The organism is Xanthomonas sp. NCPPB 1062, from assembly GCF_041481705.2.
Taxonomy (GTDB): Bacteria; Pseudomonadota; Gammaproteobacteria; order Xanthomonadales; family Xanthomonadaceae; genus Xanthomonas; species Xanthomonas euvesicatoria.
Window position 1 is genome coordinate 1,019,502 of the sequence record NZ_CM192987.1, and the last position, 24,099, is coordinate 1,043,600.

The following is a 24,099-nucleotide window of genomic DNA, read 5'->3' on the forward strand; positions in this document are numbered from 1 at the left end:
CGCTTCAAACGCTCAGAGCATCGCTGTGCAGGAATGATTCAAAACGCTCCGTGAACGTCGCGCGGTGGTCGAAGGAATCGACGACAGCATATACAGCCGAACCGGCCAACCGCTTTTACGATTCCCGATTCCCGATTCCCGATTCCCGATTCCCGATTCCCGATTCCCGATTCCCGATTCCCAAATCCCAAATCCCAAATCCCAAATCCCAAATCCCAAATCCCAAATCCCAAATCCCAAATCCCAAATCCCAAATCCCAAATCCCAAATCCCAGCCTCACTCCCGCATCGCCAGTACCGTGATCTCCTCGCGATCGTGATACAGCTGCTTGGCGCGCACGATCAATGATTTTTCTGCCTGTTGCTCGAACAGGTCCAGGCACAGGCGGGTCTCGTCCCAGCGCTTTTTCATCGGCAGCTTGAGGTTGAAGATGGTGTTGCGGCACCAGCCTTCGCGCACCCAGGTGGCCATGCGTTCGGCCACGCGGCGCGGTTGCTCCACCATGTCGCAGACCATCCAGTCCAGCGGCTGCGCGGGCTTCCAGTGGAAGCCGTCGGCGCGCAGGTGCTCCACCAGCCCGGTCTCCAGCACATGCTCGCGCAGCGGGCCGTTGTCCACGCTGGTGACGTGCACGTGCTGCCGCGTCAGTACCCAGGTCCAGCCGCCGGGCGCAGCGCCCAGATCGGCCGCGCGCATGCCCGGCTTGACCAGTGCGTCGCGTTCTTCGGGCGTGAGCAGCGTCAGCAGGGCCTCGTCGAGCTTGAGGGCAGAGCGCGAAGGCGCTTCCGGCAGCAATTTCAGGCGTGGAATGCCCAGCGGCCACGGCGCGCTGTCGGCGTTGTCGGCCACCGCCAGCACGGCGTGGTCGCCGTCGAGAAAACAGACGTGCAACCGCGGTTGGCGCAGCTGCGGCTTGTCGGTGAGCAGGCCGGCCTTGCGCAGGGCCGGTCGCAGTGCATTGCCGAAGCTGCGCGCCAGGCCTGCAAGCGGCTTGCCAGCGTCCGAATCCGGGTGTTCCACCCACAGATCGCCAAACCGCTGGTGCCCGTCCAACGCGGCCAGGATCGGCGTGATGCGGTCCTTGGGATCGATACCTTTCAGCTCGGCAATCACCACCAGCTTTTGCCGGGCGAAGATCAACTCGCGCCACTGCAGTTTTGCTGCAAGTTGCGCAGCCTCGTCGCAGACGAACAGCACATAGCCGTCGTTGCGTTGGGTGCGCGCATACCCGGCGATACCGACGAATGCAGCGCGCGCGCTCAGTTCTGCGGCCAGCTCAGGTTCGAAACCCTGCCGGCAATAACACAGCAGGCCGCTCATCGCTGCACCTGCAGGAGGGCGCCCGCTGCGCCGGCGACATCAGTAATGGTCACCGCCGCCCTCGCCATAGTTGCGCAGCACTGCACACGCCTGGTCGCGCAGTACGTCGCGCACCACCTCGATGCCGCGGCGGCTCAGTTCACCCACCCAGTCGGCCGGCAACGGGCCTTCGTCGAATTGCGTCAGCGCCATCACGTCGTCGGCGCGCGCGCCGATCAGCAGGCGGTCGATGCCGGCCCATACGGTCGCGCCGTAGCACTGGCAGCACGGCTGCGCGGAGGTGGCCAGCGTCACCGGCGACAGCACATCGTTCAAGCGTGGCGTCTGCAGGCGCTGTTGCGCCAGCATGTAGGCCATGTTTTCGGCATGCGCCAGCGAGGTGGTCTGCGGCACCACGCGGTTCACTGCGGCGGCGATGATGCGATGGTCCGGGCCGAACACCACCGCGCCGAACGGGCCGCCGCTGCGTTCGCGCACATTCATCCGCGACAGCTCGATCGCCAGGGCCACCTTGTCCTCATCGCTGGGATAGGCGCGGCTGTCGTCGACATGCGCGTGGATCCAGTCGGGCAGGGTGAGGTGGATGTGCGCGTAAAGCATCAGTGGACCGTTTCTGTAGGGGGAGTGGCGGGGCGCAGTGTATCGGCCTGCGCGTCCTTTGCGGCACATTGACCGGCCACGCACTGGCAGGCGCTGATCTCGCGGAAGCCGCACACGCTCATCATGCCGCCAGCCTGGCATTGCGCCAGTACGCCGTTGGGGTCGGTGGCGCTGTTGACGTTGACGCAGGCCGGAAACGCACCGCAACAGTTGCCGACGTTCTTCACCGTGCAATCGGCATCGGTGCGGCAAGTGGTGGTGACGACCACCGCTTTGCCGGCTGCCGGGCCGCGTGTCGAGCCGGTCGCCGGAGGTGGCGTGGCGGTATCGGTCGGTGGTGCGGCCACGCAGCCAATCGACCCAAGACAGGCCAGCAGCAACAGCGTGCTCAGACACCGGGACAAAAGACGGGACATGCAGCCGCTCCGATCAGGATAGGTGAGCGGCCATGGTAAGCCCCGGGTGCGCGGAATGTGGCACGCGCAGGATCAGCTAGAAAATTCCGCAAGCCAGATCGTGCGCGCGTTGTGGCTGATGACGCTGGCGACGGCGTCGCGTGTGACCGAAACACGCCTGCAGCCTTGGAGCAGCTAACGAAACGACTGTGCAGCCGCCGGGCGGGCGCGGCCGCTGCCCGGAATCGGCATGTACCACGCGTCCACTCCGGTTGCTCCGCGCCGTCGTATCCGCCTGACGACTGCCCGCTAGGTGTTGTCAGCTGCTCTTGGTGAAGTCAACGCCGTCTGCGCAGTGACCGGTGGCAGCGCGTGGCAAGGTCCAGTTGCTGCATGCTTTCGTCGCGGCGATCGCTGGGCAGATCGTCATCCGGCCGACCCGGAAGCAGCGTACAGAACACCTCGGCCGGAGTCGCCGCGTTGGAGACGGGCGGCTGCGGCGAGCAGGCCGCCAGGCCGATCGACAGCGAAAACACCGCGCCGCGCAAGGTATTTGCAGGTGGGCGTAAGCATGGTTGCGGGAGGCACATGGCGGCATCGCTGGCTGATACAGCCTGCAATCTAGGCCGCTGCGTGCATCAGGTACCGGGGTCATTTCGCTTCCGCATGCAGTGCTGCGCACCACAGCACGCCGACCAGCAGGCAGGCGATGGCGGCCAACTCCAATGGCGTGGGCAGCCGCATTTCCCAGGCGAAGCCGTACAGCAGCGCAAACACCGTCTCGAATACGATCATCTGCCCGACCAGGGTCAGCGGTAGCACGCGGCTGGCACGATTCCACAGCGCATTGCCGATGATCGAGGCCAGGATGCCCAGCAACAGCGACACGCCCCAGAAACTGGCCCACTCGAGCGGTGCATGCGCGGCACTGCCGATCAGGGCCGCCGGCGCCAGCAACAACGCCAGTGCGCCGGTGACCACGCCGGTCAGCAGCGACCAGTCGCCGCCGGACAGATCCGGGCGCCGCCGCAACCAGCGTGCATTTGCGATCGAATAGGCCGACCACGACACCAGCGCACCCGCCGCGCACAGCAGGCCGGCGATCCGGGTCAGGCGATCGCTTGCCTGCTGGCCGGAGTCGTCCTGCACGGTATCCACTGCCACCAATGTCACGCCGATCACGCACAAGACGCAGGGCGCGGCCAGACGTCGCAATTGCACCGCACCGGCGGCACGCGTCCCGATCACGGTGACCACCACCGGCAACAGCCCGATGATCAACGCCGTTGCCGCGCTGCCTGCCCACTGCACGGCGCTGCCAAGCAGCACGTAATACATCAGGTTTCCCATCAGGCTCAAGCGCACCAACGCCCACCATTCGGCAGCGCCCAGCCGGGCAGCGGTCTGCCGCGCGCGTGGCGCCAGCAGCAAGGCTGCCACGGCGCCATACGAGAGATACCGCGCCACCGCCAATTGCAGCGGCGTAAAAGCGCCCAGCAATTGCGGCGCCAGAAACACCAGCCCCCACAGCGCGCCCGCACCGATTCCGCAGGCGACACCCACCATCAAGCGTTCACGCATCGTGCTGTTCCTCAGGGCATGCATTGCAGCGTGCCGTGCGCCAGGGCGTTGATCAAGGCGGGCCCTGCAGACGGATGCAACGCCGCCACGCTGCATCAGTGCGCTGTTCCGGCTTCTGTGATGTCGTCGGTCACACGCATGGCGCCGCGTGCGTGCGATGGCGCTGCGCAAATCAATGGGATGCCATCGCAGCGCATGCGCCACCGCCACGATCGTGATGGCCTAAAGCGGTCCACGGCGTGGCAGCCGCTTGCTGCGCATCGGCGTTGCGGCCAAGAGGGTGCGTGACGACGCAGGTGCCGCCTCTGCAGCCGTGCAGCCGCCGCCCAACCCAGGGAGCAGCGACGCCCGCCTTGCAAGAGCGCCGCTGTCTGTCCTGCGTTGTTACTTGGCCCAGGTATCGCGCAAGGTCACGCTGCGATTGAAGACCGGCGTGGCCGCGCTATGGTCGCGACGGTCGGCAACGAAGTAACCGCTGCGTTCGAACTGGAACGCCTGCTCCGGCGCAGCCATCGCAGCGCTCGGCTCCACGTAGCCGCGCACGTTGCGCTTGGACTCGGGGTTCAGATAATCGCGGTAGGTCTTGCCTTCGGATTCGTCGTCGGGCTTTTCCACCGAAAACAGGCGGTCGTACAGGCGGATTTCCGCTTCCACCGCGTGTGCGGCGCTGACCCAGTGGATGGTGCCCTTGACCTTGCGGTTGGCGCCTTCCATGCCCGGACGCGATTCCGGATCGAGCCAGCCGCGCAGTTCGACGATCTCGCCGTCAGCGTTCTTGATCACCTCGTCCACGCGCGCAATGCCTGCGCCGCGCAAGCGGATTTCGCCGCCCGGTACCAGGCGCTTCCAGCCCTTGGGCGGCACCTCGGCAAAATCCTCGCGTTCGATCCACAGCTCGCGCGCAAACGGTACTTCGCGTGTGCCGAAGCTCTCGTCCTTGGGGTGGTTGGAAAACTGCAGCGTTTCGGTATGGCCTTCCGGCAGGTTGGTCAGCACCAGCTTGAGCGGGTCGATCACCGCCATGCGGCGCGGCGCGGCGGCGTCCAGATCCTCGCGCAGGCAACCTTCCAGCACCGAGAAATCGATCAGCGAGTTCTGCTTGCTGATGCCCACGCGGTCCACGAACAACCGCATCGCCGCCGGCGTATAGCCACGCCGGCGCAGGCCCTGCAGCGTGTACATGCGCGGGTCGTCCCAACCGTCCACCAGCTGCTCTTCCACCAGCGCGGTGAGCTTGCGCTTGCTCATTACCGTGTAGTTGATGTTGAGGCGCGAAAACTCGATCTGACGCGGCTTGGCCGCTTCGCGCGGCAAGCCCTTGTCCAGCAGCGGCTGCAGCAGTTCCGGGTGACCGGCCAGGTCCACCTTGTCCACGCACCAGTCGTACAGCGGGCGGTGGTCTTCAAATTCCAGCGTGCACAGCGAATGGGTGATGCCTTCGACTGCATCGCCGAGCGAATGCGCGAAGTCGTACATGGGGTAGATCGGCCACGCATTGCCGGTGTTCTGGTGCTCCACATGCTTGATGCGGTACAGCGCCGGGTCGCGCAGGTTGATGTTGCCGCTGGCCATGTCGATCTTGGCGCGCAGCGTGCGCGCGCCGTCGGGGAATTCGCCGGCACGCATGCGCGCGAACAGCTCCAGGTTTTCTTCGACGCTGCGCTCGCGGAACGGCGAATTGCGGCCGGGCTCGGTCAGCGTGCCACGGTATTGCCGCACCTGTTCTGCGGACAGGTCGCACACGAACGCATGGCCATCGCGAATCAGCTTCTGCGCGGCCAGGTAATACACCTGGAAATAATCCGAGGCGTGGCGCAGTTGCGCCCACTCATAGCCCAGCCAGCGCACGTCGTCCTGGATGGCCACCACGAACTCGGGGTCTTCCTTGGCCGGGTTGGTATCGTCCAGGCGCAGGTTGCACAGCCCGCCGAACTCGGCCGCCAGGCCGAAATCCAGGCAGATCGCCTTGGCATGGCCAATATGCAGGTAGCCGTTGGGCTCGGGCGGGAAGCGGGTGCGGATGACCGTGTGCTTGCCGCTGGCCAGATCCTCGCGGACGATCTGGCGGATGAAGTCTTTCTTCTCCGCCGGGGCGGTGGCGTCGGTGGCTAGGGTCTCGGACATGCGCGCATCAGCAATGGGTAAACCGCAAGTTTAGGCGGTGGCACCGGTTAGGGGTAGGCGCGGGGCGCGGCGGGGCGGCTTCCGGGCGTTGGTTTGCGCGGGGTTGGGTCCCGGGCAGCCGCTGCAGGCCGTGCCGGCGATGTGCGGATCTGTCGTCGCCGGTTTCACGATGCAACCCACGGCACGCCAGGCGGCGCCGACGGATCTGGCGAGCAGGCGCGGTCGGCGTGCCCATTGCGCAGCAACCACGGCGCAAGGCCCGCTCTCACCTCACGCTTGGCCTTTTCACGTTGTTGGCCCGCACGCGCGGCCTTGCGCGCGTGCTGCAGGACCAGGCGTGCCTGCGGCCGGGCATGGCTGGCGGGTATCGGCCGCGACGCGTACGCTGCGCCGACCCCGTTGGAGCGCTCGAGCCCATGCCACTGCCCCGTCTGGTGATCGGCGACAAGACCTTGTCTTCCTGGTCGTTGCGGCCGTGGCTGCTGTTGCGACACTTCAGGGTGCCGTTCGAGGAAGTCGCGCTGCCGCTGGCGACGCCCGAATTCCAGGCGCGCATTGCCGGGTATTCGCCGACCCGCCAGGTGCCGGTGCTGTGGGACGACGCCCTGCATGTGTGGGATTCGCTGGCGATCTGCGAATACATCAACGAGCGCTGGTTGGACGGCCGCGGCTGGCCGGCCGACCTGGCCGTGCGTGCACAGGCGCGCGCGGCCGCGGCAGAGATGCATTCGGGCTTTGCGGCCTTGCGCAGCCAATTGCCGATGAATTTGGCCCGCGCGCCGGGCCCTGCCCAGTGGGATGCCGCGGCCGAGCGCGACATCACGCGCATTCAGGCGCTGTGGGCCAGCCTGCGCGCCGAGCACGGCCATGCCGGGCAGTTCCTGTGCGGGCAGTTCGGCATTGTCGATGCGATGTATGCGCCGGTGGCGCTGCGTTTTTCCAGCTACGGCGTGCCGCTGTTTGAAGCGGCCGGAGATTATGTGGCGGCGCTGGATGCATTGCCGGCGCTACGCGACTGGCGCAATGGCGCGCAGCGCGAACGTGCAGAGCGCAGCTGAGATGCAGATCGCCTACCGCGCCAGTCACCTCATCGATGCGCATCTGGCCAAGCACGCGCTGGAAGATGCCGGCATCACCGCGTTTGTCTTCGGCGAATCGCTGCTGGGCGGTGCCGGCGAGCTGCCCGCCTTCGGCGTGCTGCAGGTCTGCGTGGCAGATATGCATTTGACTCAGGCCCAGGCGGTGCTGGCGGAGATCGGCTTGTGCGGGCAGGTCACGCGGGCGCTGTAGCGCAGCGCCAGTCGTAGGAGCGCACCCGGGCGCGACGAGGCTCTGCCGATAAACGCCACGTCGCGCCCAGGTGCGCTCCTGCGATGTATGCGCGTCATTCCTGCTGACGCCACCCCGGCGGCGCTGCATCCGGCGCGGCCAATGCGCGCAGACGCTTGAACAACACGGTGGTTTCGGCCACGTTCCAGACCCGCAGTGCGACTTCGAAGGTATCCAGCGGCTTGGTCAAAAAGTCCTTGGCGCCCAGGCCCAGGGCGCGGTGGCGCGCGCTGCGGCTGGGGTCGGCGGTGAGCACGATCACGGGCAGGAACCGGCCAGGGTCTGACAGCCGCGCCAGCTGTTCCAGCAGCGCGTAGCCGTCCAACTCGGGCATCTTCAGATCCAGCAGGATCAGGTCCGGGGCAAATGCCGAGACCAGGCCCATGACCCGTAGCGGATCGGTGGTGGCGATCACTTGCTGGAAACCTTCGCGTTGCAGCAGGTCTTCGAGCAACCGCACGTTGGCCGGCTCGTCGTCGACGATGAGGATGCGGGAACCGAGAATTTCGTCGCGTGTCATGCCAGCAACCCGTCGATCACGGTGAAGAATTCCGCCACGTCGAGCGGCTTGGTCAGATAGGCGCGCACGCCTTGATTGCCCACGCGCGCCAGTGTGGCGGTGGTGGCATCGGCACTGATCACCACCACCGGGATGGCCGCCAGCGCCGGCTGCGCCTGCAATTCGCGCAACAGCTCTTCGCCGTTGCCATCGCTTAGGTGCAGGTCCAGCAGGATCAGATCCGGCGCGCCGTGCTGCAATAGCGCACGCGCCTGCGCCAGGCTGGCCGCCTCGAGCAGCTGCCACTGCGGGCGACGCTCGGTGAGCGTGCGGATCAACGCCTGATTGGATGGATTGTCTTCGATGCTCAACAGCCGGCACACGCCGCTGCCGGCACTGCTTGGCGGTACCAGCGGCCGCGCCGGTTCACTGTGCTGATGCTCGCCCTGCGGCAGCGAAATCCAGAACCGCGCGCCCTCGCTGCTGCTGTCCACGCCGATCTGTCCACCCATCGCCTCGATCAAGCGCTTGCTCAGCGCCAACCCTAGCCCCGTTCCTTCCACCGCAGAGCGCTCGGCGCCCAACCGCTCGAACGGCGTAAACAGGCGGTCGATCTGCGCCGGGGTCAGCCCCGCGCCCTGGTCGGCCACGGTGATACGCACCTGTTCGCCATCGGCCTGCGCGCTCACCTGCACCTGCCCGCCAGTACGATTGAACTTGACCGCGTTCGACAGCAGATTGAGCAGCACCTGGCGCAGCCGCTGCGCATCGGCGCGCACCGTCCAGGGTCCGTCGATGGAGGCCGGTTGCAGTGCAATGCCATGCTTGTCGGCATCCGGCGCGATCAGTCCCAGGGCTTCGTGCACGGCCGCGCGTACCGTGACCGGCTCCGGACTCAGATCAAGTTGATCGGCTTCGATACGCGCGATGTCCAGCAGCTCGGTGATCAACCCGAGCAAGTGCCTGCCGGCACCCAGAATGTGCTGCAGATGCCGCCGATGACCCGGCTCGGGCAGATCCATTTCCAGCACCTGCGCATAGCCCAGGATCGCATTGAGCGGAGTCCGCAGTTCATGGCTGCTGCGCGAGAGAAATTCGGTTTTTGCGCGGTTGGCGGTTTCGGCCTCGCGCCGCGCCAGTTGCGCTTCGGCTGCGCGTGCGGCCAACAATTCGCTGGCTTGCGCCAGACGCTGGCCGACCTGGCCCAGTTCGTCGCCGGCACGCGGCTGCGGTGCCAGCGGCAGGCCTTCGCCCAGCCGGTCGGCGTTGGCGGCCAGGGTGCGCAGGCGCCCGGACAATGCCGAGGCGAACCATGCCACGGCAAATACCGCGCCCAGCCCGCCCAGCATCGCCGCGCTCAAGGTGATGATGAGGTTGCGCTGGCGCAGCCCTTGCGCCTTGGCGGTACGTACCTGCAACTGCGCGGTTTCGTAGTTGCGCAACTCGCGCAGTTCCGCACGCAGGATGTCGAGTTTGTACTTGCCATCCCACAGTTGCCGGATCTCTTCTTCGCGGCTCAGATCCGGTGCCAGCAATCGGCGCCAACCCTGCATTTTTTCCGCAAAAAGCGGCTTGATGCGCGCAAAGCGCCGCGCTTGGCTGGGATCGGTGATGCGTTGCGAAAGACGGTCGGCCACGCGCTGCAGCCGCGGCTCGGCATCGCGATACGGGGTCAGGAATTCATCGCGCCGCACCAGACGATATCCGCGCACGCCGGCCGCGGTTTCGGCCAACAGTGCGTGCGCTTCATACAGATCGCTGAGCACTTCCAGGGTCTGCCGCACGTCGTTTTCGGCGGCGATGTTCTGCCGTTCCACGCTGTAGATCGCCATCAACGCAACGGCCAGCAACAGCAGCGGCAGGGTGACCACCGCCAGGCTTTTGCGGGTAATCGGCCAATCGTTCCAACGCACCGCCAATGCATTCATAGCGCAAGTCCGGATTGGACCGCGTACACCGCGGCCTGGGTGCGATCTTTTACCTCAAGTTTCTGCAGGATTCGCTCCACGTGCACTTTGACCGTGCCGGGAGAAATCCCCAGTTCAGCTGCGAGGGTCGCGTTGGTGAGTCCGCGCGGGAGCAACGACAACACCTGTTTTTCGCGCTTGCTCAACGCGCCCAGACGGTCGTCCTGCAGCGGTTTGCGCCGCCGCGTGGCAACCGGTTTGGCCGGCTCCGCCACCATCGCCGGCAGCAGCAGCGCGAACGCCTGCAGCGCCTGCACGTCGTCATTGCCGGGGGCCGGGCGGCCTTCGCTCCAGGCCACGCAGAGCATGCCGTGCGTGGTGCCCAGCGCGTGGATCGGCACCCTGGCTTCGCGGATGTCGGACGGGCGCGGTGGCATCAACCAGGCCGCTTCCTGGCCGTCGCCGGCGGCGCTGGCACCGGGCGGCAATGCACGGCCGCGGCTGGCCAACACTTGCGCGCGCGGGCCGCGCTGCGCCAGTACCGCGCCGTGTTCCAGGCCCAGCAGCAGCAGCACCCGCCCAAGGACCGCATCGCAGGCCTGCTCGGGGCTGTGCACCTGGCGCAGTGCAACGGCAGCTTCCCACAGCGCCTGCCAACGCGCGCTATCGGAGGCCTCGCGGCGCAAGGCTAGGCGCCAATCGCCAGCATTGGTGGGAGTTTCCATAGGCTCGCTCTAGGCCGATCAGCATATTTGAGTATATGTCACCCGGCAGAATTGTTGGGGCTGCTTGATTTCGATACTGGCCCTGCCCGCTGAGGCACCCCCATCAATCACACGGAGATTTCCCATGCGTCGCACCCTCTTCTCTCTGGTTCTGGCTCTGGCTGCCACCCCGGCGCTGGCTGGCGGCGTGATGCATTACACCGACAAGGCCAAGCTGCCGGCCGGCGGCGAAGAACGCGAGGTCGCTGCCCTGTTCGACACCTGGAACGCGGCGCTGGCCACGGGCAACCCGCACAAGGTGGCCGACCTGTACGCACCGGACGGCGTGTTGCTGCCGACGGTCTCTAACGAAGTGCGCGCCTCGCGCGAGCAGATCGAAAACTACTTCGCGATGTTCCTGACCAAGAAGCCGCAGGGCGTGGTCAATTACCGCACCGTGCGCGTGCTCGACGACGACAGCGCCGTGGATGCCGGGGTGTACACCTTCACGCTGACCGACAAGCACGGCAACAAGAGCAACGTGCAGGCCCGCTACACCTTCGTGTACGAAAAGCGCGACGGCAAGTGGTTGATCATCAACCACCACAGCTCGGCGATGCCGGAAGTGGACACGCGCGCGGCGGTTGCCAAGGCGAAGTAATGCGGCGCGGGCGACAGGCGCTGGTCGGGCAGGCTTGAAAGTGGCTCTGGCCGGCGCCATCCAGCAGGCAATCCTCACGATTGCGGAGTTGCACCATGCTGGGAATCGGCGCCTTCAAACAACGTATGCCACGCCCGGGCGAGGCACTACCCGGGCGCGAGCAAGCGCTGCCGCTGCATAACACGCACCTGGTCAACGGCCATCCGTTGCGCGGGGAGTTCACCGGTCTGGCCCAGGTGCAATTCGGGCTCGGCTGTTTCTGGGGCGCGGAACGCAAGTTCTGGAACGTGCCAGGGGTCTACACCACAGCGGTGGGTTACGCCGGCGGGCAGACGCCGAACGCGACCTATTCGGAAGTGTGTTCCGGGCAGACCGGCCACACCGAAGCGGTGCTGGTGGTGTTCGACGAACAAGCGGTGTCGTTCGCACAATTGCTGCGCACCTTCTGGGAAAGCCACGACCCCACCCAGGGCATGCAGCAGGGTAACGATGTCGGCACGCAATACCGTTCGGCGATTTACTGCACCACGCAGGCGCAGTACGACGCCGCGCTTGCCAGCCGCGATGCGTATCAGCAACAACTGACTGCAGCCGGGTACGGCGCAATCACCACGGAGATCCGTTTCCCGGCGCCCACGTTCTATTACGCCGAAGACGATCATCAGCAATATCTGGCCAAGCACCCCAATGGTTATTGCGGGCTTGGCGGCACGGGAGTGAGCTGCCCGATCGGGCTGGATGCCTGACGGAAAGGCGGGCCGGATTGAAACGCTGTCGTCCACATGATCGTGGCAGCGTGCCGATGGCCGACAGTGACCGGCAGCGTTATCACGATCAGGCACTGCATGGGAGTGCGTGCTAGGCAACTTGAATGGCTGCGTCGGAGACGGCGCGGCCATCTTTTTTGAGTGCCATTCTCGCCAGGCATGCCGCTGATGGCGTGGTGCGTCTGCAGGCGAACCGGCTCGGTGGAGTTGTGCCGCGAATTGGCAGTTGCGCGCTGCCGCGGCACGCGCGGCGTCAAAACCGGTGCGCAGCCCACGTGACGTTCGTTGCGCCATCATTGGAAGCAAGGCGCCAGGGTGCGCGAACGACCGGTTTGGCGCATCGGAATGGTAGGCCTATGCAGCGCATCAACCATGCCGGCCCAAATCCGTTGGATTAAACGAATTCTCCGGCAAACATGCCGCGCAACTGGGCAAGCGTATCGGTGCGCTCCGGATGCAATTGCCGCATGCATGCCAATGCAAAATTCACCGGGCTGGTGCCAGGTGCGGTGATGACGCCATCGGCGCTGACGACCTTTTCGTGGCGATAGTGCGCGGCGCCTGCGTACGGCACCACGTGCTCCTGCAAGAAGGCCAACGCGTTGCTGGTGTGCGCGCGCTCATCGAGCAGGCCGGCATAGGCGAAGGCGAGGGTGGCGCCGCAAATCGCCGCGACCGGGCGCTGCTGCTGCACGCGCTCGACCAGCAAGCCGCTCAGCCCGGGAATTTCGCCGGCTTGCCAGCGTTCGCTGCCGGGCAGGATCCACAGATCGGCCTGCAGTGGCGCCAGATCGGAGAGGGCAAATTCCGGCGTGATGCGCACCCCGCCCATGGACTGCAGCGGTTGCCCGTCGATACTGGCAATGGCGACCTGGTCGCCGAACCATTCGCGTGCTGCCGGCAGCACCACGCCGATTTCCCAATCGGCCACGCCATCGACCATCACCACTGCAATGTTTGCCATTGTCCGTTACGCCAGTTGAGTGAATCCGGATTCTAGGCAGTGCGCGTGCAGCGGGTGTAAGCGATATGTGGAGAGCAGGGGGTTTGGTCCAAGGCGGTACACGGCGCAGGCATGGCTGTCCTGTGCCACGCGGTCTTCTGTCTGTCGTGCAGAGGTGCTGATAGGCGGCTGCTGTCGATCCCCGGCAATGCCGGCTGCGGAAGCGACAACGCCCACGTCCACGAGCTGCCCGCATCCTTACCCGTTATCGCGATGCAGACCGGCTTGGCCGCACACCTCTAAACCAGACTCAAAAACGACAACGCCCGCAGCCAGGCAGCTGCAGGCGTTGTATGCAGAACAGGCTCGCTGTGTGATTAGCCAGCGAGCTTGTCGGCGATGGTCTTGCGCAGTGCGTGCAAGTCCTTGGCGAACGTGTCGATACCGCCGGCCAGCTTCTCGGTGGCCATCGGGTCGGCGGCCAGGCCCGAAGCGAAGCTGTCGCTGTCGATCGGGGTGAACTGGGCATTGTCGGCCTTGGCCGGCGAGAGCTTGCGCGGCAATTCGCCGTGCTCGGCGTCGAGCTTTTCCAGCAGGTCCGGCGAAATGGTCAGGCGGTCGCACCCCGCCAACGCTTCGATCTGCGCAGTGGAGCGGAACGAGGCGCCCATGACCACGGTGGACGAGCCGCGCTGCTTGAACTCGTTGTAGACGGTGCGCACGAAGACCACGCCCGGGTCTTCGTCGATGCTGGCCGGGGTCTGCCCCTGGGCGACGTAGTAGTCCAGGATGCGGCCGACGAACGGCGAGATCAGGAACACGCCGGCTTCCGCACAGGCCAGCGCCTGCGCGCGGTTGAAGATCAATGTCAGATTGCAGTCGATGCCTTCGCGTTGCAGCTGGCGCGCGGCTTCGATGCCTTCCCAGGTCGCTGCAATCTTGATCAGGATCTTGTCCTTGGACACGCCGCGCTCGGCGTACATCGCAACGAACTTGCGCGCCTTGGCGATGGTGGCCTGGGTGTCGTACGCCAGGTCGGCATCGACTTCGGTGGAGACACGGCCCGGGACCAGCTCGGCCAGCTTGACGCCGACGCCGACGGTGAGGCGGTCGGCCACTTCGTTGACGGTGCTGGTGCGGTCTTCGCCACCGTGTTCGCGGCCCCAGGCCAGTTCGCGCTCGATCAGGTCGGCATACACCGGCAGATCCAATGCCTTTTTGACCAGGGTGGGATTGGTGGTGCAGTCGACCGGCTTCAGGCGCTTGATGGCGTCGTAATCGCCGGTATCGGCAACGACAACGGACAGTTCACGCAGCTGGGCGAGCTTGGAGGGGGATGCAGTCATGCGGGTTCTCTCGAATCGTGGAACGGGTCGGGGATGGCGCAGCGCGTTACGTTAGCGCGCCGCGCGCCGGAAGTCGCCCGCCGCTGCGGGTTGGTCGTGCACGGCAGTCACGCGCAGGCGCAGGTCGCGTCCGTCGGGCGTACGCCAATCGATGCTCTGGCCGACCGACAGGCCGAGCAACGCGCTGCCGACCGGCGCGAGCACCGAGATGCGGCCGTGCTGCACATCGGCCTCATGCGGGTACACAAGGGTGAGCGTATGCCGTTCGCCATGCAGTTGGTCCTCGCATTCGATGCGTGAGTGCATGGTGACAACATCGCCGGGAATCTGGTCGGGCGGCAGCACGCGGGCGCGGCCCAGTTCGTCGCTCAGCGCAGTGGCGGCGGGATGCTTGTTGAAGGCTGGCGAATCGAGCAATGCCTCAAGCCGGGCAAGGTCGTGGCTGGACACCAGGATGGATGGCGGCAAGCCGCTGTGGTGTTGCGAAGTCATGGCAGTCTCCTCATAGAAACGGCTCGCCAACATGGCAAGCAGCACTGACAAGATGAGGGCGCCGGCGGCTGATCGCAATGCATGGATGGTGCGAAGCCAAGACATCGGCAGGGACGCCAGGCAGTCGCTGCGGGCCTGGTGCGGCGAGCAAGCGCTGCGGTTGGATCAATTGGAGGAGGGCATGACGGCCGCTGCACACGAGCCTGCTTCCAGCGCATGCCGCAAACGCCGCATTATCGGTCTCAAGCAAGCGAACAAGACGCTACGCGTAAATCGCATGGTCGCGTGGGCAGCGTGCCCTCGCCAGCCGCGTCGAGCAGACAGCGGCGGATTGATGCTGGGCAAGAGGGCTGTACACAAACAAGCTGGGCAAGAGGGCTGCACACAAACAAAAAGCGACGCTCGCGCGCCGCCCCAATTTCAGACCTCCAACCACAGCCAAAGCGATCGCAACCGCGACACGCTTTTACGATTCCCGATTCCCGATTCCCGATTCCCTAAGCCGCAACCGCCTTCGGTCCCGTCGCAGGCTGATCCAGAGTGAACAGGCTCTCGGGCAATTCCTTGAACAGTTGCGACAACTGCTCCAGAAACGCGGTCATGGCCGAACTGCGCCGCCACGCCATCGCAATGCGGCGGCTGGGCTGCTTGTCTTCACGGAAGCGGATCAGGCGGATGTTTTCCGAGCGCGCAACCGGAGGCTTGACCGCCAGCAGCGGCAGCAAGGTCACGCCGACATTCGCCGCGACCATCTGGCGCAGGGTTTCCAAACTGGTGGCCTGAAATTCGGATTTTTCCATCGCCCCGGCCAGGTGGCAGACATCCAGTGCCTGGTCGCGCAAGCAGTGGCCATCTTCCAGCAGCAACAGGCGCTGCTCGGACAAGTCGTCCAGGGTCATGCTGTCGTGTCGCGACAGCGGGTGGCCTTCCGGCACGGCCAGCACGAAGGGTTCTTCGAACAGGAATTCGGCATGCAGTTGGTCGTCCTGCAATGGCAATGCAAGCAGCGCGGCATCCAGCCGGCCTTCGCGCAACTGGTGCATCAGCTGGTCGCTCTTTTCTTCGATCAGCAGCAATTCCAGACGCGGAAAACGCTCGCGGATGCGCGGTACCACGTGCGGCAACAAATACGGTGCCAGGGTGGGAAAGATGCCCAGACGTACCGTGCCCGCTTCCGGGTCCTGGCTGCGGCGTGCGGCTTCCTTCATCTGTTCCACCTCAGCCACGATGCTGCGCGCACGCACGGCAGCTTCGCGGCCGGCCGGGGTCAGCATGACCTTGCGCGGCGCACGCTCCACCAGCGACACGCCGAGTTCGTCTTCGAGTTTCTTGATCTGGGTGGACAGCGTCGGCTGGCTGACAAAGCAGGCCGACGCAGCGCGGCCGAAATGCTTGTGGTCGGCCAGGGCTACCAGATATTTCAGGTCACGCAGATTCATGTGCAGCAGCCTTCATTGCGGTGACGGGGAACGACTGGCGCGTGTTGCAAGCTTAGCGCCCGGGTCGGCCGGGCGCTAAGCAGGCGCTCGCTTATGCCGCCTGGGCCACGCTGTCGGCAGTGGCCGGTGCGCTGGTGCGGATCAGATGGTCGAAGGCGCTCAACGCGGCCTTGGAACCTTCGCCCATCGCGATCACGATCTGCTTGTACGGCACCGTGGTGGCGTCGCCCGCGGCGAACACGCCGGGCACATCGGTCTGGCCACGGTCGTCGACGATGATTTCGCCGCGCGGCGACAGCGCCACCGTGCCGCGCAGGAACTCGGTGTTGGGCAGCAGGCCGATCTGCACGAACACACCTTCCAGCTCGATGTGCTGGATATCGCCGCCGGTGCGGTCCTTGTAGACCAGACCGGTCACCTTCTGCCCGTCGCCCAGCACCTCAGTGGTCTGCGCGCTGGTGATGATGCGCACGTTGTGCAGGCTGCGCAGCTTGCGTTGCAACACTTCGTCGGCGCGCAGCTTGTCGTCGAATTCCACCAGCGTGACATGCGCCACGATGCCGGCCAGATCGATCGCCGCTTCCACGCCGGAGTTGCCTCCGCCGATCACCGCCACGCGCTTGCCCTTGAACAGCGGGCCATCGCAGTGCGGGCAATACGCCACGCCCTTGTTCTTGTACTGGTCTTCGCCGGGCACGTTCATCTGCCTCCAGCGCGCGCCGGTGGACAGGATCACGGTCTTGCTCTTGAGCGAGGCACCGTTAGCTAGCTTGATTTCGATCAGGCCGTCGGCACCGGCCGGAATCAGCTGCTCGGCACGCTGCAGGTTCATGATGTCCACGTCGTACTGGCGCACGTGCTGCTCGAGCGCGGCGGCCATCTTCGGGCCTTCGGTTTCCGGCACGGAGATGAAGTTTTCGATCGACATGGTGTCCAGCACCTGGCCACCGAAACGCTCGGCCGCCACGCCGGTGCGGATACCCTTGCGTGCGGCATACACCGCCGCTGCCGAACCGGCCGGGCCACCGCCCACCACCAAAACGTCGAACGCTTCTTTCGCGGCGATTTTCGCAGCGTCGCGCTTGGCGGCATTGGTGTCGAGCTTGGCGACAATCTGCTCCAGCGTCATGCGGCCCTGGTCGAACAGCTCGCCGTTCAAGTACACGGTGGGCACCGACATGATCTGGCGGGCCTCCACTTCGTCCTGGAACCAGGCACCGTCGATGGCCACGTGCTTGATGCGCGGGTTGAGCACGGCCGCCAGGTTCAGCGCCTGCACCACGTCCGGGCAGTTCTGGCACGACAGCGAGAAATAGGTTTCGAACCGGTAGTCGCCCTCCAGGTGCTGCACCTGCTCGATTAGTTCGGCTGCCGCCTTGGACGGGTGGCCGCCCACCTGCAGCAGCGCCAGCACCAGCGAGGTGAACTCGTGGCCCATCGGCAGGCCGGCAAAGCGCAGCGAAATGTCCTGGCCCGGCGTGGTCAGTGCGAACGACGGCTTGCGCTGGTTGTCGTCGCGGTGGATGTCCAGGCTGATCTTGTCCGAGAGCAGGACCAACTCTTCCAGCAGGTCGAGCATTTCGCGCGAGCCGGCACTGTCGTCGATCGAGGCGTTGATTTGAATCGGCCGCGTCACCCGTTCCAGGTAGGCGGTCAGCTGGGTCTTGAGATTGGCATCCAACATGGAGAACTCCTGGGAATGGGCAAGGGGAGGGCGTGGCGTCGCTGCGCTGAGGCAGGTCGCCGGGAAGGAAGGGAGTGAACCGCAGCCGGCGCGAGGTCGGGATGCGTGCTGGCGGCGGCTGGCGGGCAGCCCGGCACCGGCTCCGGTTCACCCCCGGCCCTTATCGGGCCGGAGGTGACAGCCGGCTTAGATCTTGCCGACCAGGTCCAGCGACGGAGCCAGGGTCTTGGCGCCTTCCTTCCACTTGGCCGGGCAGACCTGGCCAGGATTGTTGGCCACGAACTGTGCCGCGGTCAGCTTGCGCAGCGTCTCGGTGACGTCGCGAGCGATGGAGTTGTCGTGGATTTCCAGGGTCTTGATCACGCCTTCCGGATTGATGATGAAGGTGCCGCGCAGCGCCAGGCCTTCTTCTTCGATATGCACGCCGAACGCGCGGGTCAGCTTGTGGGTCGGGTCGCCGATCAACGGGAACTGCGCCTTGCCCACGGCCGGCGAGGTTTCGTGCCACACCTTGTGCGAGAAATGCGTGTCGGTGGTGACGATGTAGACCTCGGCGCCAGCCTTCTGGAAGGCGGCATAGTTGTCGGCGGCGTCTTCCACTTCGGTCGGGCAGTTGAAGGTGAACGCGGCCGGCATGAAGATCAGCACCGACCACTTGCCCTTCAGGCTGGCTTCGGTGACTTCGATGAAGTTGCCGTTGTGGTACGCATTCGCCTTGAACGGCTGGACCTGAGTGTTGATGAGAGACATTGAGTTTCCTCGTGCGGTGAAAAGGGGGCGGGGGATGGAACAGGCGCCATGGTAGGCAGGATCGATAGATTCCTCAAATCGATTGATGGAATTGCATAGATAGTCTTAGGCTATCGACTCGTCAGATGGCATCTAGCGCAATCGCGGTGCACGCCATGGTCGATAATGGTCAGCCGATGTTGCGTGTAGGTGAACAGCCCGTATGTCCGACGATCTCGCCGCCATTCCCGCCGATCAGCTGCTTCGCCGCGCCGCCGGGCGGGTCGAGCGCGGCGATGCCGAAGCACTGCTGCTGCACGCGCTGGGCCGTGATCGTGCCTGGTTGTTCATGCACGGGCGCGATGCGGTGCCTCTATCGGTCGCGCAGGCCTTCAATGCCCTGGTGCAGCGCCGTGAGGCCGGCGAGCCGGTGGCCTATCTGACCGGCTCGCGCGGATTCTGGACGCTGGACCTAGCGGTCTCGCCGGCCACGTTGATCCCGCGCGCCGATACCGAAGTGCTGGTCGAGCTCGCGCTGGAGCGCCTGGACACCTTGCCAGGCCGTCGTGTCGCCGATCTGGGGACCGGCAGCGGCGCGATCGCGCTGGCCATCGCCAGTGAACGTCCGCAGGCGCAGGTGATCGCCACCGATGCCAGCGCCGCGGCGCTGGCGATGGCCCGGCACAATGCAGACAGCCATGGCCTGCGCAATGTCGACTGCCGGCAGGGGAGCTGGTTTGCGCCGCTGGCTGGCGAGGCCTTCGACCTGATCGCCAGCAACCCGCCGTATATCGCCGCCCACGACCCGCACCTGCAGCAGGGCGATCTGCGCTACGAACCGGCCAGTGCCCTGGCCTCGGGCAGCGACGGGCTGGACGATATTCGCCTGATCGTGGCCGATGCGCCTGCGCATCTGCTGCCCGGCGGCTGGTTGCTGCTGGAACACGGCTGGGATCAGGGGGCGGCGGTGGCCGAACTGCTGGCCGCGCGCGGCTTCGCTGCGGTGGCCACGCATCAGGATCTGGAGCGGCGCGATCGCGTGACCTTGGGGCGCTGGTCGCCAACTGCGGGCCAGGCCGGCTGAGCAATTGCCGCAGCGTCCATTGTCGGCAGACTGGCCGCGCGTTCCGAAGCGGAGCACGCGCGTTCGATCGAGCGGTCGTGCGCACCGAGTGCGCCCGCCTGCCGGTAAGCGCGGAAGGTCGATGTGCTCTTCAGCGCCTCGCCCATCACCGCGCACCGGTCTTTTCGATCACATGGCGTTGCCCGTGTGCGCCCGCAGCAGCCGATACACTAGCGGTTTCCCGCAGGACCGACGCATGCGCACGCTCTATCCCGAGATCACGCCCTACCAGCAGGGCAGCCTGAAGGTCGACGACCGCCACACGCTGTATTTCGAGCAGTGCGGCAATCCGCAGGGCAAGCCGGTGGTGATGTTGCATGGCGGCCCTGGCGGCGGATGCAACGACAAGATGCGGCGCTTCCACGACCCGGCCAAGTACCGCATCGTGTTGTTCGATCAGCGCGGTTCCGGCCGGTCCACGCCGCATGCCGATCTGGTGGACAACACCACCTGGGATCTGGTGGCCGATATCGAACGGCTGCGCACGCATCTGGGCATCGACCGCTGGCAGGTGTTCGGGGGCAGCTGGGGCTCCACGCTGGCGCTGGCCTATGCGCAGACCCACCCGCAGCAGGTCACCGAGCTGGTGCTGCGCGGCATCTTTCTGCTGCGCCGCTTCGAGCTGGAATGGTTCTACCAGGAAGGCGCCAGCCGGCTGTTCCCGGATGCCTGGGAGCACTACATCGACGCGATTGCACAGGATGAGCGCGGCGACCTGATCGCTGCCTTCCATCGCCGCCTCACCAGCGATGACGAGGCCACGCGCCTGGCCGCGGCCAAGGCCTGGAGCGTGTGGGAAGGCGCCACCAGCTTCCTGCATGTGGACGAGGACTTCGTCACCGGGCATGAAGACGCGCACTTTGCCCTGGCCTTCGCACGCATCGAAAACCATTACTTCGTCAACGGCGGTTTCTTCGAGGTCGAAGACCAGTTGCTGCGCGACGCGCATCGCATTGCCGACATTCCCGGCGTGATCGTGCACGGCCGCTACGATGTGGTCTGCCCGCTGCAAAGCGCGTGGGACCTGCACAAGGTGTGGCCGAAGGCGCAGTTGCAGATCAGCCCGGCTTCCGGGCATTCGGCGTTCGAGCCGGAAAACGTCGATGCCTTGGTGTGTGCCACCGACGGGTTTGCGTGAGCGAATGCATGCACATCGATCAGAGTTCGCTTTGGTCGATGTGCATGATCACTCCGCGGCACGCGCTGAGGTGCGATGACATACGCATGACGTGTAGGAGCGCGCGTGCGCACACTGCGGCGTTACCGGTAACGCTCGATCGCGCGCAAGCGCGCTCCTACAGATTGCAGATGTTCAACGTGCCGGCATGCAGGCGCCAAACGCTGCTGCTCAAGGCGCCAGCAAGGCATCTGCCAACGGCGGCAGGATGCGCGCCAGGCGCGCTGCCCAGGCCTGTTGCCCGGCCGCGTCGGCAATCAGGTCCTGGCGGATTTCCAGTTCCACATGCAGCAGGCCGCGGCCCTCGCCATACACCGGGATGGCGTAATCGGTGGCATCGCTGACCGCATACGGCTGGTTGTCGCCCACCACCAGGTCGGGTTCGGCACGCAGCGCCTGCAACAGGCGATGCGCCAGCCGCGTATCGCGGTGGTAGAGCACGCCGGCATGCCAGGGCCGCGCGTTGCCGGCCATGACCGGGGTGAAGCTGTGCATCGACACCAATATTGTCGGCTGACTGCGCTGTGCACGCGCATCCAGTTCGGCGGCGATGCGTGCGTGATACGGCGCGAAGATCGCAGCGATGCGCTGCTGCCGGTCGCTGTCGGTCAGGTGCTGGTTGCCCGGAACCAGGGTGCCGTCGCTGACCGCCGGCATCAGGCTGGGTGCGTCGTGCGGGCGGTTGCAGTCGATCACCAGGCGCGAATACGTCTGCGCGATGGCCAACGCATCCAGCGCCTCGGCCAGCCGCTGCGTGACCTGCGCAATGCCGATATCCCAGCCGATATGGCGATCCAGCTCAGCCTGCGGCAGGCCCAGGTCGGCCAGCCGCGCCGGCACGCGCTGGCCGGCGTGGTCGGCGATCAACAGCCACGGCGATGCGGCCTGCGCGTTGTGCACGGTGAACGGCGCCGGATCGTCGGCGCCGAGCAAGGGTTCGATGGCTGCGTCAGCCACGCGGGGTGCCGTCCAATGCGTGATCGGCCAGATACAGGCCGGCCCACAGCTTGGGGTCCATCTGATAGCCCTCGGCCATCTTCTGCACCAGCCAGGCGCCGACCTGCGCGCGTGGAATTTCGTGCACGGTGATGTCTTCGCTAGCATCGCCGCCGCCGTCGCCGACCTTGCGCAGACCGGTGGCGCGCACGAAGGCGATCTTCTCGCTGCTGGCGCCGGCCGAAGTGGGGCCGATCATCAACACTTCGGCATGCTCGGCGGTCCAGCCGGTTTCTTCTTCCAGTTCGCGAATGGCCGACAGTTCGATCGACTCATCGGCATGCACATCGCCTACCAGCCCGGCCGGCATTTCGATGGTGCGCGCCTGCAGCGGCACGCGGAACTGTTCGACGAACAACATCGCATCGTCCGGCGTCACCGCCACGATGATCGCGGCCAGGCCGCCGGCATGCACTCGTTCGGAATACTCCCAGGTGCCACGCACGACCATGCGCTGGTACTTGCCTTCGTAAACCACGGTGGGCGGGGTGTCGTGTCGGTTCATGGGCGGGGACCTTGTGCCAGGGAAACGGGAGGAAACGGTGCGGCGGCGCCGGTGCTGGCGGCCAACAGACGGCGCCGGGTGAGCGGGCCGAAGCGCAGGCTCTCGCACAACCCTGTGAGCATGTCCGCATCGGCGTGGGCACGCGTGAAGCCGGTTTCGGTCAGCGCCAGCGGCGCGTCGAGCGCGATGGTGGTGAGCTGACGCCACAGCAATGCGTGTTCGCGCTGTTCGCGCAGCCGCACCGTCATTTGCGCCGCGCCGCGCAGGCGCAGGAAGGGAATCTCGTCGATGCGCTCCAGCAGCGCATCCAGGCTGCCGAAGTGCGCCAGCAGCACCGCCGCCGATTTGGCGCCGATGCCGGTCACGCCGGGGATGTTGTCGATGGCATCGCCGCATAACGCCAGGTAGTCGGCGATCTGGTGCGCATGCACGCCATGGCGCGCCTTCACCCCGTCGATGCCCCAGCGCTGGTTGCGCGCGTAGTCCCATTGCTCGTCATGCTCGAGCAATAACTGCGACAGGTCCTTGTCGGCCGACACGATCACTCCGCGCAAGCCGTGCGCCCGCGCGCTGTGCAGCGCGCTGCCGATCAGGTCGTCGGCCTCGTAATCGCGGTGGGCCAGCACGCTCAGCCCGAGCGCTGCGCACAGCGCCTTGCAATGCGCGAACTGGCGGCGCAACGCATCCGGCGCAGGCGTGCGGTTGCCTTTGTAGGCCGGGTAGATCGCATGCCGGAAGCAGCTGTCCAGGGCTTCGTCAAAGGCAATGGTGATGTGCTGCGGATCCTCGCGTTCGAGCAGGTCCAGCAGAAACCGCGCAAACCCGTGCACCGCATTGGTCGGCCAGCCCTGCGCATCCTGAAATTCGTCCGGGATGGAATGCCAGGCGCGGAACACGTACAGGCTGGCATCCACCAGATACAGCGGGGTCGGGCGCCGGATGGCCAGCGGCGCAGCGTCGAGCGGGTCGGTCGGTGTGGTCACGGGGTCCAGTCGCGCAGCAAGGCACGCGGGTCCGGGCGCTCGCGTTCGGGCACCTGCATGCGCGGCGTGCCGATGTGGATGAAGCCGGCGATGCGTTCGTTGTCTTCCAGGCCCAGGTAGCCCGTCACCGCCGGGTCGTAGGCCATCCACGCGCTCAACCACTGCGCGCCGAAGCCGTGCGCCTGCGCGGCCTGCAGCAGCGCGAAACAGACGCAGCCGGCGGTGAGCAGTTGCTCCTGCACGGGCACCTTGTGCTCGGGGCGCAGCGAGGCGATCACCACGATCACCACCGGTGCGTCGCTGAAGCGTCCACGTTCCTTGGCAAGGGTGGCCGGCGATGCCAGCGGGTCGGCGGCCAGGGTGCGCTCGGCGAGGAAATCCCCCAGCGCAGCGCGCGCGGCGCCGCTGATGCGCAGAAAACGGAACGGCACCAGCTTGCCGTGGTCGGGCACGCGCACCGCCGAGGTGAGCATGCGCAGCAAGGTGTCTTCATCCGGCCCGGGCGCGCCGAGTTGTTTGGAGGGAACCGAACGGCGCGCGTCCAGCGCCTGGAGCGAATACGGTGCGTGCATAAATCCGGGTCGGGGCAACGAGGCATTGAATTATAGACGGCCGCTTCCCAACGCTCGCCGCAGCATGGCCGGTGGGGGCCGTGGCCGCCGCGATCGACCTCATGTAATGGCACCCACCTGGATTTCATTGGCCGCGACGTTCTCGGAAAAGTAGGCACGCTGTCGTGGATCAGCCCGATCTCCGGGCGCCTGATGTTCGCCAACCGGCGTGGTGGCAGCTGT

At 65.8% G+C, this 24,099-nt stretch carries 25 protein-coding genes, 1 other RNA gene and 1 pseudogene; 7 read left to right on the forward strand and 20 right to left on the reverse strand.

All coding sequences use genetic code 11. From position 1 onward, the window contains the following. Nucleotides 1-277: 277 nt before the first annotated feature. Genes rlmM through ACCQ16_RS04405 form a run of 3 tightly spaced genes read right to left on the reverse strand, consistent with a single transcriptional unit; the run spans nucleotide 278 to nucleotide 2,301 of the window. A complete protein-coding gene (rlmM, locus tag ACCQ16_RS04395) occupies nucleotides 278-1,321 on the reverse strand; it encodes a 23S rRNA (cytidine(2498)-2'-O)-methyltransferase RlmM (protein WP_039417418.1) in 1,044 nt (347 codons plus the stop codon). 39 nt (nucleotides 1,322-1,360) lie between these two features. Beyond that, nucleotides 1,361-1,921 (reverse strand): nucleoside deaminase, encoded by a 561-nt coding sequence (locus tag ACCQ16_RS04400; RefSeq protein ID WP_008572602.1) that lies wholly within the window; start codon nucleotides 1,919-1,921, stop codon nucleotides 1,361-1,363. Beyond that, complete coding sequence (locus ACCQ16_RS04405) at nucleotides 1,921-2,301, reverse strand: hypothetical protein (RefSeq protein ID WP_046932418.1); 381 nt, start codon at nucleotides 2,299-2,301, stop codon at nucleotides 1,921-1,923. Before ACCQ16_RS04405 ends, ACCQ16_RS04400 begins: the two co-directional genes overlap by 1 nt. Nucleotides 2,302-2,566: 265 nt before the next feature. Between ACCQ16_RS04405 and ACCQ16_RS04410 the strand changes: the two genes are divergently transcribed. Further along, nucleotides 2,567-2,641: non-coding RNA, sX9 sRNA (locus ACCQ16_RS04410), on the forward strand. Between the two features lie 13 nt (nucleotides 2,642-2,654). On the opposite strand, the gene ACCQ16_RS04415 is transcribed toward ACCQ16_RS04410, so the two are convergent. The 4 genes and pseudogenes from ACCQ16_RS04415 to ACCQ16_RS04430 form a co-directional block, all read right to left on the reverse strand. After that, complete coding sequence (locus ACCQ16_RS04415; protein ID WP_162012997.1) at nucleotides 2,655-2,864, reverse strand: hypothetical protein; 210 nt, start codon at nucleotides 2,862-2,864, stop codon at nucleotides 2,655-2,657. 103 nt (nucleotides 2,865-2,967) lie between these two features. Then, nucleotides 2,968-3,897, reverse strand: coding sequence for a DMT family transporter (locus ACCQ16_RS04420; protein WP_127165391.1), 930 nt, complete (start codon nucleotides 3,895-3,897; stop codon nucleotides 2,968-2,970). An 11-nt stretch (nucleotides 3,898-3,908) separates the two neighbouring features. Next, nucleotides 3,909-4,116: pseudogene (locus ACCQ16_RS04425) on the reverse strand (hypothetical protein). A 165-nt stretch (nucleotides 4,117-4,281) separates the two neighbouring features. Beyond that, nucleotides 4,282-6,021 carry a glutamine--tRNA ligase/YqeY domain fusion protein gene (locus ACCQ16_RS04430; protein WP_014089451.1) on the reverse strand — a complete coding sequence of 580 codons (1,740 nt, stop codon included), beginning with the start codon at nucleotides 6,019-6,021 and terminating at the stop codon, nucleotides 4,282-4,284. Between the two features lie 416 nt (nucleotides 6,022-6,437). Here ACCQ16_RS04430 and ACCQ16_RS04435 point away from each other — a divergent pair, with 416 nt between their 5' ends. Both ACCQ16_RS04435 and ACCQ16_RS04440 read left to right on the forward strand, forming a co-directional pair. Further along, complete coding sequence (locus ACCQ16_RS04435) at nucleotides 6,438-7,079, forward strand: glutathione S-transferase family protein (protein ID WP_031421206.1); 642 nt, start codon at nucleotides 6,438-6,440, stop codon at nucleotides 7,077-7,079. Nucleotide 7,080: 1 nt separating this feature from the next. Then, entirely contained in the window at nucleotides 7,081-7,311 is a 231-nt protein-coding gene (locus ACCQ16_RS04440; protein WP_014089453.1) for a putative signal transducing protein, read from the forward strand. Nucleotides 7,312-7,405: 94 nt separating this feature from the next. Here ACCQ16_RS04440 and ACCQ16_RS04445 read toward each other — a convergent pair whose 3' ends face one another. Genes ACCQ16_RS04445 through ACCQ16_RS04455 form a run of 3 tightly spaced genes read right to left on the reverse strand, consistent with a single transcriptional unit; the run spans nucleotide 7,406 to nucleotide 10,481 of the window. Beyond that, nucleotides 7,406-7,870, reverse strand: coding sequence for a response regulator (locus ACCQ16_RS04445; RefSeq protein WP_008572608.1), 465 nt, complete (start codon nucleotides 7,868-7,870; stop codon nucleotides 7,406-7,408). Continuing rightward, entirely contained in the window at nucleotides 7,867-9,777 is a 1,911-nt protein-coding gene (locus ACCQ16_RS04450) for an ATP-binding protein (RefSeq protein WP_277573164.1), read from the reverse strand. Before ACCQ16_RS04450 ends, ACCQ16_RS04445 begins: the two co-directional genes overlap by 4 nt. Beyond that, a complete protein-coding gene (locus ACCQ16_RS04455) occupies nucleotides 9,774-10,481 on the reverse strand; it encodes a helix-turn-helix transcriptional regulator (protein ID WP_109291192.1) in 708 nt (235 codons plus the stop codon). Before ACCQ16_RS04455 ends, ACCQ16_RS04450 begins: the two co-directional genes overlap by 4 nt. Nucleotides 10,482-10,605: 124 nt before the next feature. Here ACCQ16_RS04455 and ACCQ16_RS04460 point away from each other — a divergent pair, with 124 nt between their 5' ends. Both ACCQ16_RS04460 and msrA read left to right on the forward strand, forming a co-directional pair. After that, nucleotides 10,606-11,121 (forward strand): SgcJ/EcaC family oxidoreductase, encoded by a 516-nt coding sequence (locus ACCQ16_RS04460; RefSeq protein ID WP_011346501.1) that lies wholly within the window; start codon nucleotides 10,606-10,608, stop codon nucleotides 11,119-11,121. A 95-nt stretch (nucleotides 11,122-11,216) separates the two neighbouring features. Continuing rightward, on the forward strand, nucleotides 11,217-11,867 hold the full coding sequence (gene msrA, locus ACCQ16_RS04465) for a peptide-methionine (S)-S-oxide reductase MsrA (protein WP_008576346.1): 651 nt from the start codon (nucleotides 11,217-11,219) through the stop codon (nucleotides 11,865-11,867). Between the two features lie 415 nt (nucleotides 11,868-12,282). Here msrA and ACCQ16_RS04470 read toward each other — a convergent pair whose 3' ends face one another. The 6 genes from ACCQ16_RS04470 to ahpC all read right to left on the reverse strand — a co-directional run bounded on the left by ACCQ16_RS04470 (nucleotide 12,283) and on the right by ahpC (nucleotide 18,542). Then, nucleotides 12,283-12,852 carry a type 1 glutamine amidotransferase family protein gene (locus ACCQ16_RS04470; RefSeq protein ID WP_218506756.1) on the reverse strand — a complete coding sequence of 190 codons (570 nt, stop codon included), beginning with the start codon at nucleotides 12,850-12,852 and terminating at the stop codon, nucleotides 12,283-12,285. A gap of 356 nt (nucleotides 12,853-13,208) precedes the next feature. Then, nucleotides 13,209-14,177 (reverse strand): transaldolase, encoded by a 969-nt coding sequence (gene tal / locus ACCQ16_RS04475; RefSeq protein WP_031421219.1) that lies wholly within the window; start codon nucleotides 14,175-14,177, stop codon nucleotides 13,209-13,211. A 51-nt stretch (nucleotides 14,178-14,228) separates the two neighbouring features. Further along, nucleotides 14,229-14,669 (reverse strand): nucleoside diphosphate kinase regulator, encoded by a 441-nt coding sequence (rnk, locus tag ACCQ16_RS04480; protein ID WP_011346504.1) that lies wholly within the window; start codon nucleotides 14,667-14,669, stop codon nucleotides 14,229-14,231. A gap of 497 nt (nucleotides 14,670-15,166) precedes the next feature. After that, nucleotides 15,167-16,108: a LysR substrate-binding domain-containing protein gene (locus ACCQ16_RS04485; RefSeq protein WP_011346505.1), complete on the reverse strand. Its 942-nt coding sequence runs from the start codon at nucleotides 16,106-16,108 to the stop codon at nucleotides 15,167-15,169. Between the two features lie 91 nt (nucleotides 16,109-16,199). Beyond that, a complete protein-coding gene (gene ahpF, locus ACCQ16_RS04490; RefSeq protein WP_031421221.1) occupies nucleotides 16,200-17,792 on the reverse strand; it encodes an alkyl hydroperoxide reductase subunit F in 1,593 nt (530 codons plus the stop codon). Nucleotides 17,793-17,978: 186 nt separating this feature from the next. After that, nucleotides 17,979-18,542, reverse strand: a complete 564-nt coding sequence (ahpC, locus tag ACCQ16_RS04495) for an alkyl hydroperoxide reductase subunit C (RefSeq protein WP_003488826.1) — start codon at nucleotides 18,540-18,542, stop codon at nucleotides 17,979-17,981. A gap of 202 nt (nucleotides 18,543-18,744) precedes the next feature. Between ahpC and prmC the strand changes: the two genes are divergently transcribed. Together prmC and pip are read left to right on the forward strand one after the other, a co-directional pair. After that, a complete protein-coding gene (prmC, locus tag ACCQ16_RS04500; RefSeq protein ID WP_277573166.1) occupies nucleotides 18,745-19,605 on the forward strand; it encodes a peptide chain release factor N(5)-glutamine methyltransferase in 861 nt (286 codons plus the stop codon). Between the two features lie 235 nt (nucleotides 19,606-19,840). Then, nucleotides 19,841-20,782, forward strand: a complete 942-nt coding sequence (gene pip / locus ACCQ16_RS04505; RefSeq protein ID WP_277573167.1) for a prolyl aminopeptidase — start codon at nucleotides 19,841-19,843, stop codon at nucleotides 20,780-20,782. 210 nt (nucleotides 20,783-20,992) lie between these two features. On the opposite strand, the gene ACCQ16_RS04510 is transcribed toward pip, so the two are convergent. From ACCQ16_RS04510 to ACCQ16_RS04525, 4 genes are read right to left on the reverse strand one after another with little or no spacing between them, the layout of a single operon-like run. Next, nucleotides 20,993-21,778 (reverse strand): N-formylglutamate amidohydrolase, encoded by a 786-nt coding sequence (locus ACCQ16_RS04510; RefSeq protein WP_277573168.1) that lies wholly within the window; start codon nucleotides 21,776-21,778, stop codon nucleotides 20,993-20,995. After that, on the reverse strand, nucleotides 21,771-22,322 hold the full coding sequence (locus tag ACCQ16_RS04515) for an NUDIX hydrolase (RefSeq protein ID WP_029818743.1): 552 nt from the start codon (nucleotides 22,320-22,322) through the stop codon (nucleotides 21,771-21,773). The genes ACCQ16_RS04510 and ACCQ16_RS04515 overlap by 8 nt, the downstream gene beginning before the upstream one ends. Beyond that, nucleotides 22,319-23,305 (reverse strand): 5'-3' exonuclease, encoded by a 987-nt coding sequence (locus ACCQ16_RS04520; RefSeq protein WP_277573169.1) that lies wholly within the window; start codon nucleotides 23,303-23,305, stop codon nucleotides 22,319-22,321. The genes ACCQ16_RS04515 and ACCQ16_RS04520 overlap by 4 nt, the downstream gene beginning before the upstream one ends. Continuing rightward, nucleotides 23,302-23,877, reverse strand: coding sequence for a nitroreductase family protein (locus ACCQ16_RS04525; protein ID WP_008578127.1), 576 nt, complete (start codon nucleotides 23,875-23,877; stop codon nucleotides 23,302-23,304). Before ACCQ16_RS04525 ends, ACCQ16_RS04520 begins: the two co-directional genes overlap by 4 nt. Nucleotides 23,878-24,099 lie beyond the last annotated feature (222 nt).

Bases quoted from the DNA above. Each gene is read 5' to 3' on its own strand.
- rlmM (WP_039417418.1), bottom strand. From the start codon at position 1,321: ATGAGCGGCCTGCTGTGTTATTGCCGGCAGGGTTTCGAACCTGAGCTG.
- ACCQ16_RS04400 (WP_008572602.1), bottom strand. From the start codon at position 1,921: ATGCTTTACGCGCACATCCACCTCACCCTGCCCGACTGGATCCACGCG.
- ACCQ16_RS04420 (WP_127165391.1), bottom strand. From the start codon at position 3,897: ATGCGTGAACGCTTGATGGTGGGTGTCGCCTGCGGAATCGGTGCGGGC.
- ACCQ16_RS04430 (WP_014089451.1), bottom strand. From the start codon at position 6,021: ATGTCCGAGACCCTAGCCACCGACGCCACCGCCCCGGCGGAGAAGAAA.
- ACCQ16_RS04435 (WP_031421206.1), top strand. From the start codon at position 6,438: ATGCCACTGCCCCGTCTGGTGATCGGCGACAAGACCTTGTCTTCCTGG.
- ACCQ16_RS04440 (WP_014089453.1), top strand. From the start codon at position 7,081: ATGCAGATCGCCTACCGCGCCAGTCACCTCATCGATGCGCATCTGGCC.
- ACCQ16_RS04445 (WP_008572608.1), bottom strand. From the start codon at position 7,870: ATGACACGCGACGAAATTCTCGGTTCCCGCATCCTCATCGTCGACGAC.
- ACCQ16_RS04450 (WP_277573164.1), bottom strand. From the start codon at position 9,777: ATGAATGCATTGGCGGTGCGTTGGAACGATTGGCCGATTACCCGCAAA.
- ACCQ16_RS04455 (WP_109291192.1), bottom strand. From the start codon at position 10,481: ATGGAAACTCCCACCAATGCTGGCGATTGGCGCCTAGCCTTGCGCCGC.
- ACCQ16_RS04460 (WP_011346501.1), top strand. From the start codon at position 10,606: ATGCGTCGCACCCTCTTCTCTCTGGTTCTGGCTCTGGCTGCCACCCCG.
- msrA (WP_008576346.1), top strand. From the start codon at position 11,217: ATGCTGGGAATCGGCGCCTTCAAACAACGTATGCCACGCCCGGGCGAG.
- ACCQ16_RS04470 (WP_218506756.1), bottom strand. From the start codon at position 12,852: ATGGCAAACATTGCAGTGGTGATGGTCGATGGCGTGGCCGATTGGGAA.
- tal (WP_031421219.1), bottom strand. From the start codon at position 14,177: ATGACTGCATCCCCCTCCAAGCTCGCCCAGCTGCGTGAACTGTCCGTT.
- rnk (WP_011346504.1), bottom strand. From the start codon at position 14,669: ATGACTTCGCAACACCACAGCGGCTTGCCGCCATCCATCCTGGTGTCC.
- ACCQ16_RS04485 (WP_011346505.1), bottom strand. From the start codon at position 16,108: ATGAATCTGCGTGACCTGAAATATCTGGTAGCCCTGGCCGACCACAAG.
- ahpF (WP_031421221.1), bottom strand. From the start codon at position 17,792: ATGTTGGATGCCAATCTCAAGACCCAGCTGACCGCCTACCTGGAACGG.
- ahpC (WP_003488826.1), bottom strand. From the start codon at position 18,542: ATGTCTCTCATCAACACTCAGGTCCAGCCGTTCAAGGCGAATGCGTAC.
- prmC (WP_277573166.1), top strand. From the start codon at position 18,745: ATGTCCGACGATCTCGCCGCCATTCCCGCCGATCAGCTGCTTCGCCGC.
- pip (WP_277573167.1), top strand. From the start codon at position 19,841: ATGCGCACGCTCTATCCCGAGATCACGCCCTACCAGCAGGGCAGCCTG.
- ACCQ16_RS04515 (WP_029818743.1), bottom strand. From the start codon at position 22,322: ATGAACCGACACGACACCCCGCCCACCGTGGTTTACGAAGGCAAGTAC.
- ACCQ16_RS04525 (WP_008578127.1), bottom strand. From the start codon at position 23,877: ATGCACGCACCGTATTCGCTCCAGGCGCTGGACGCGCGCCGTTCGGTT.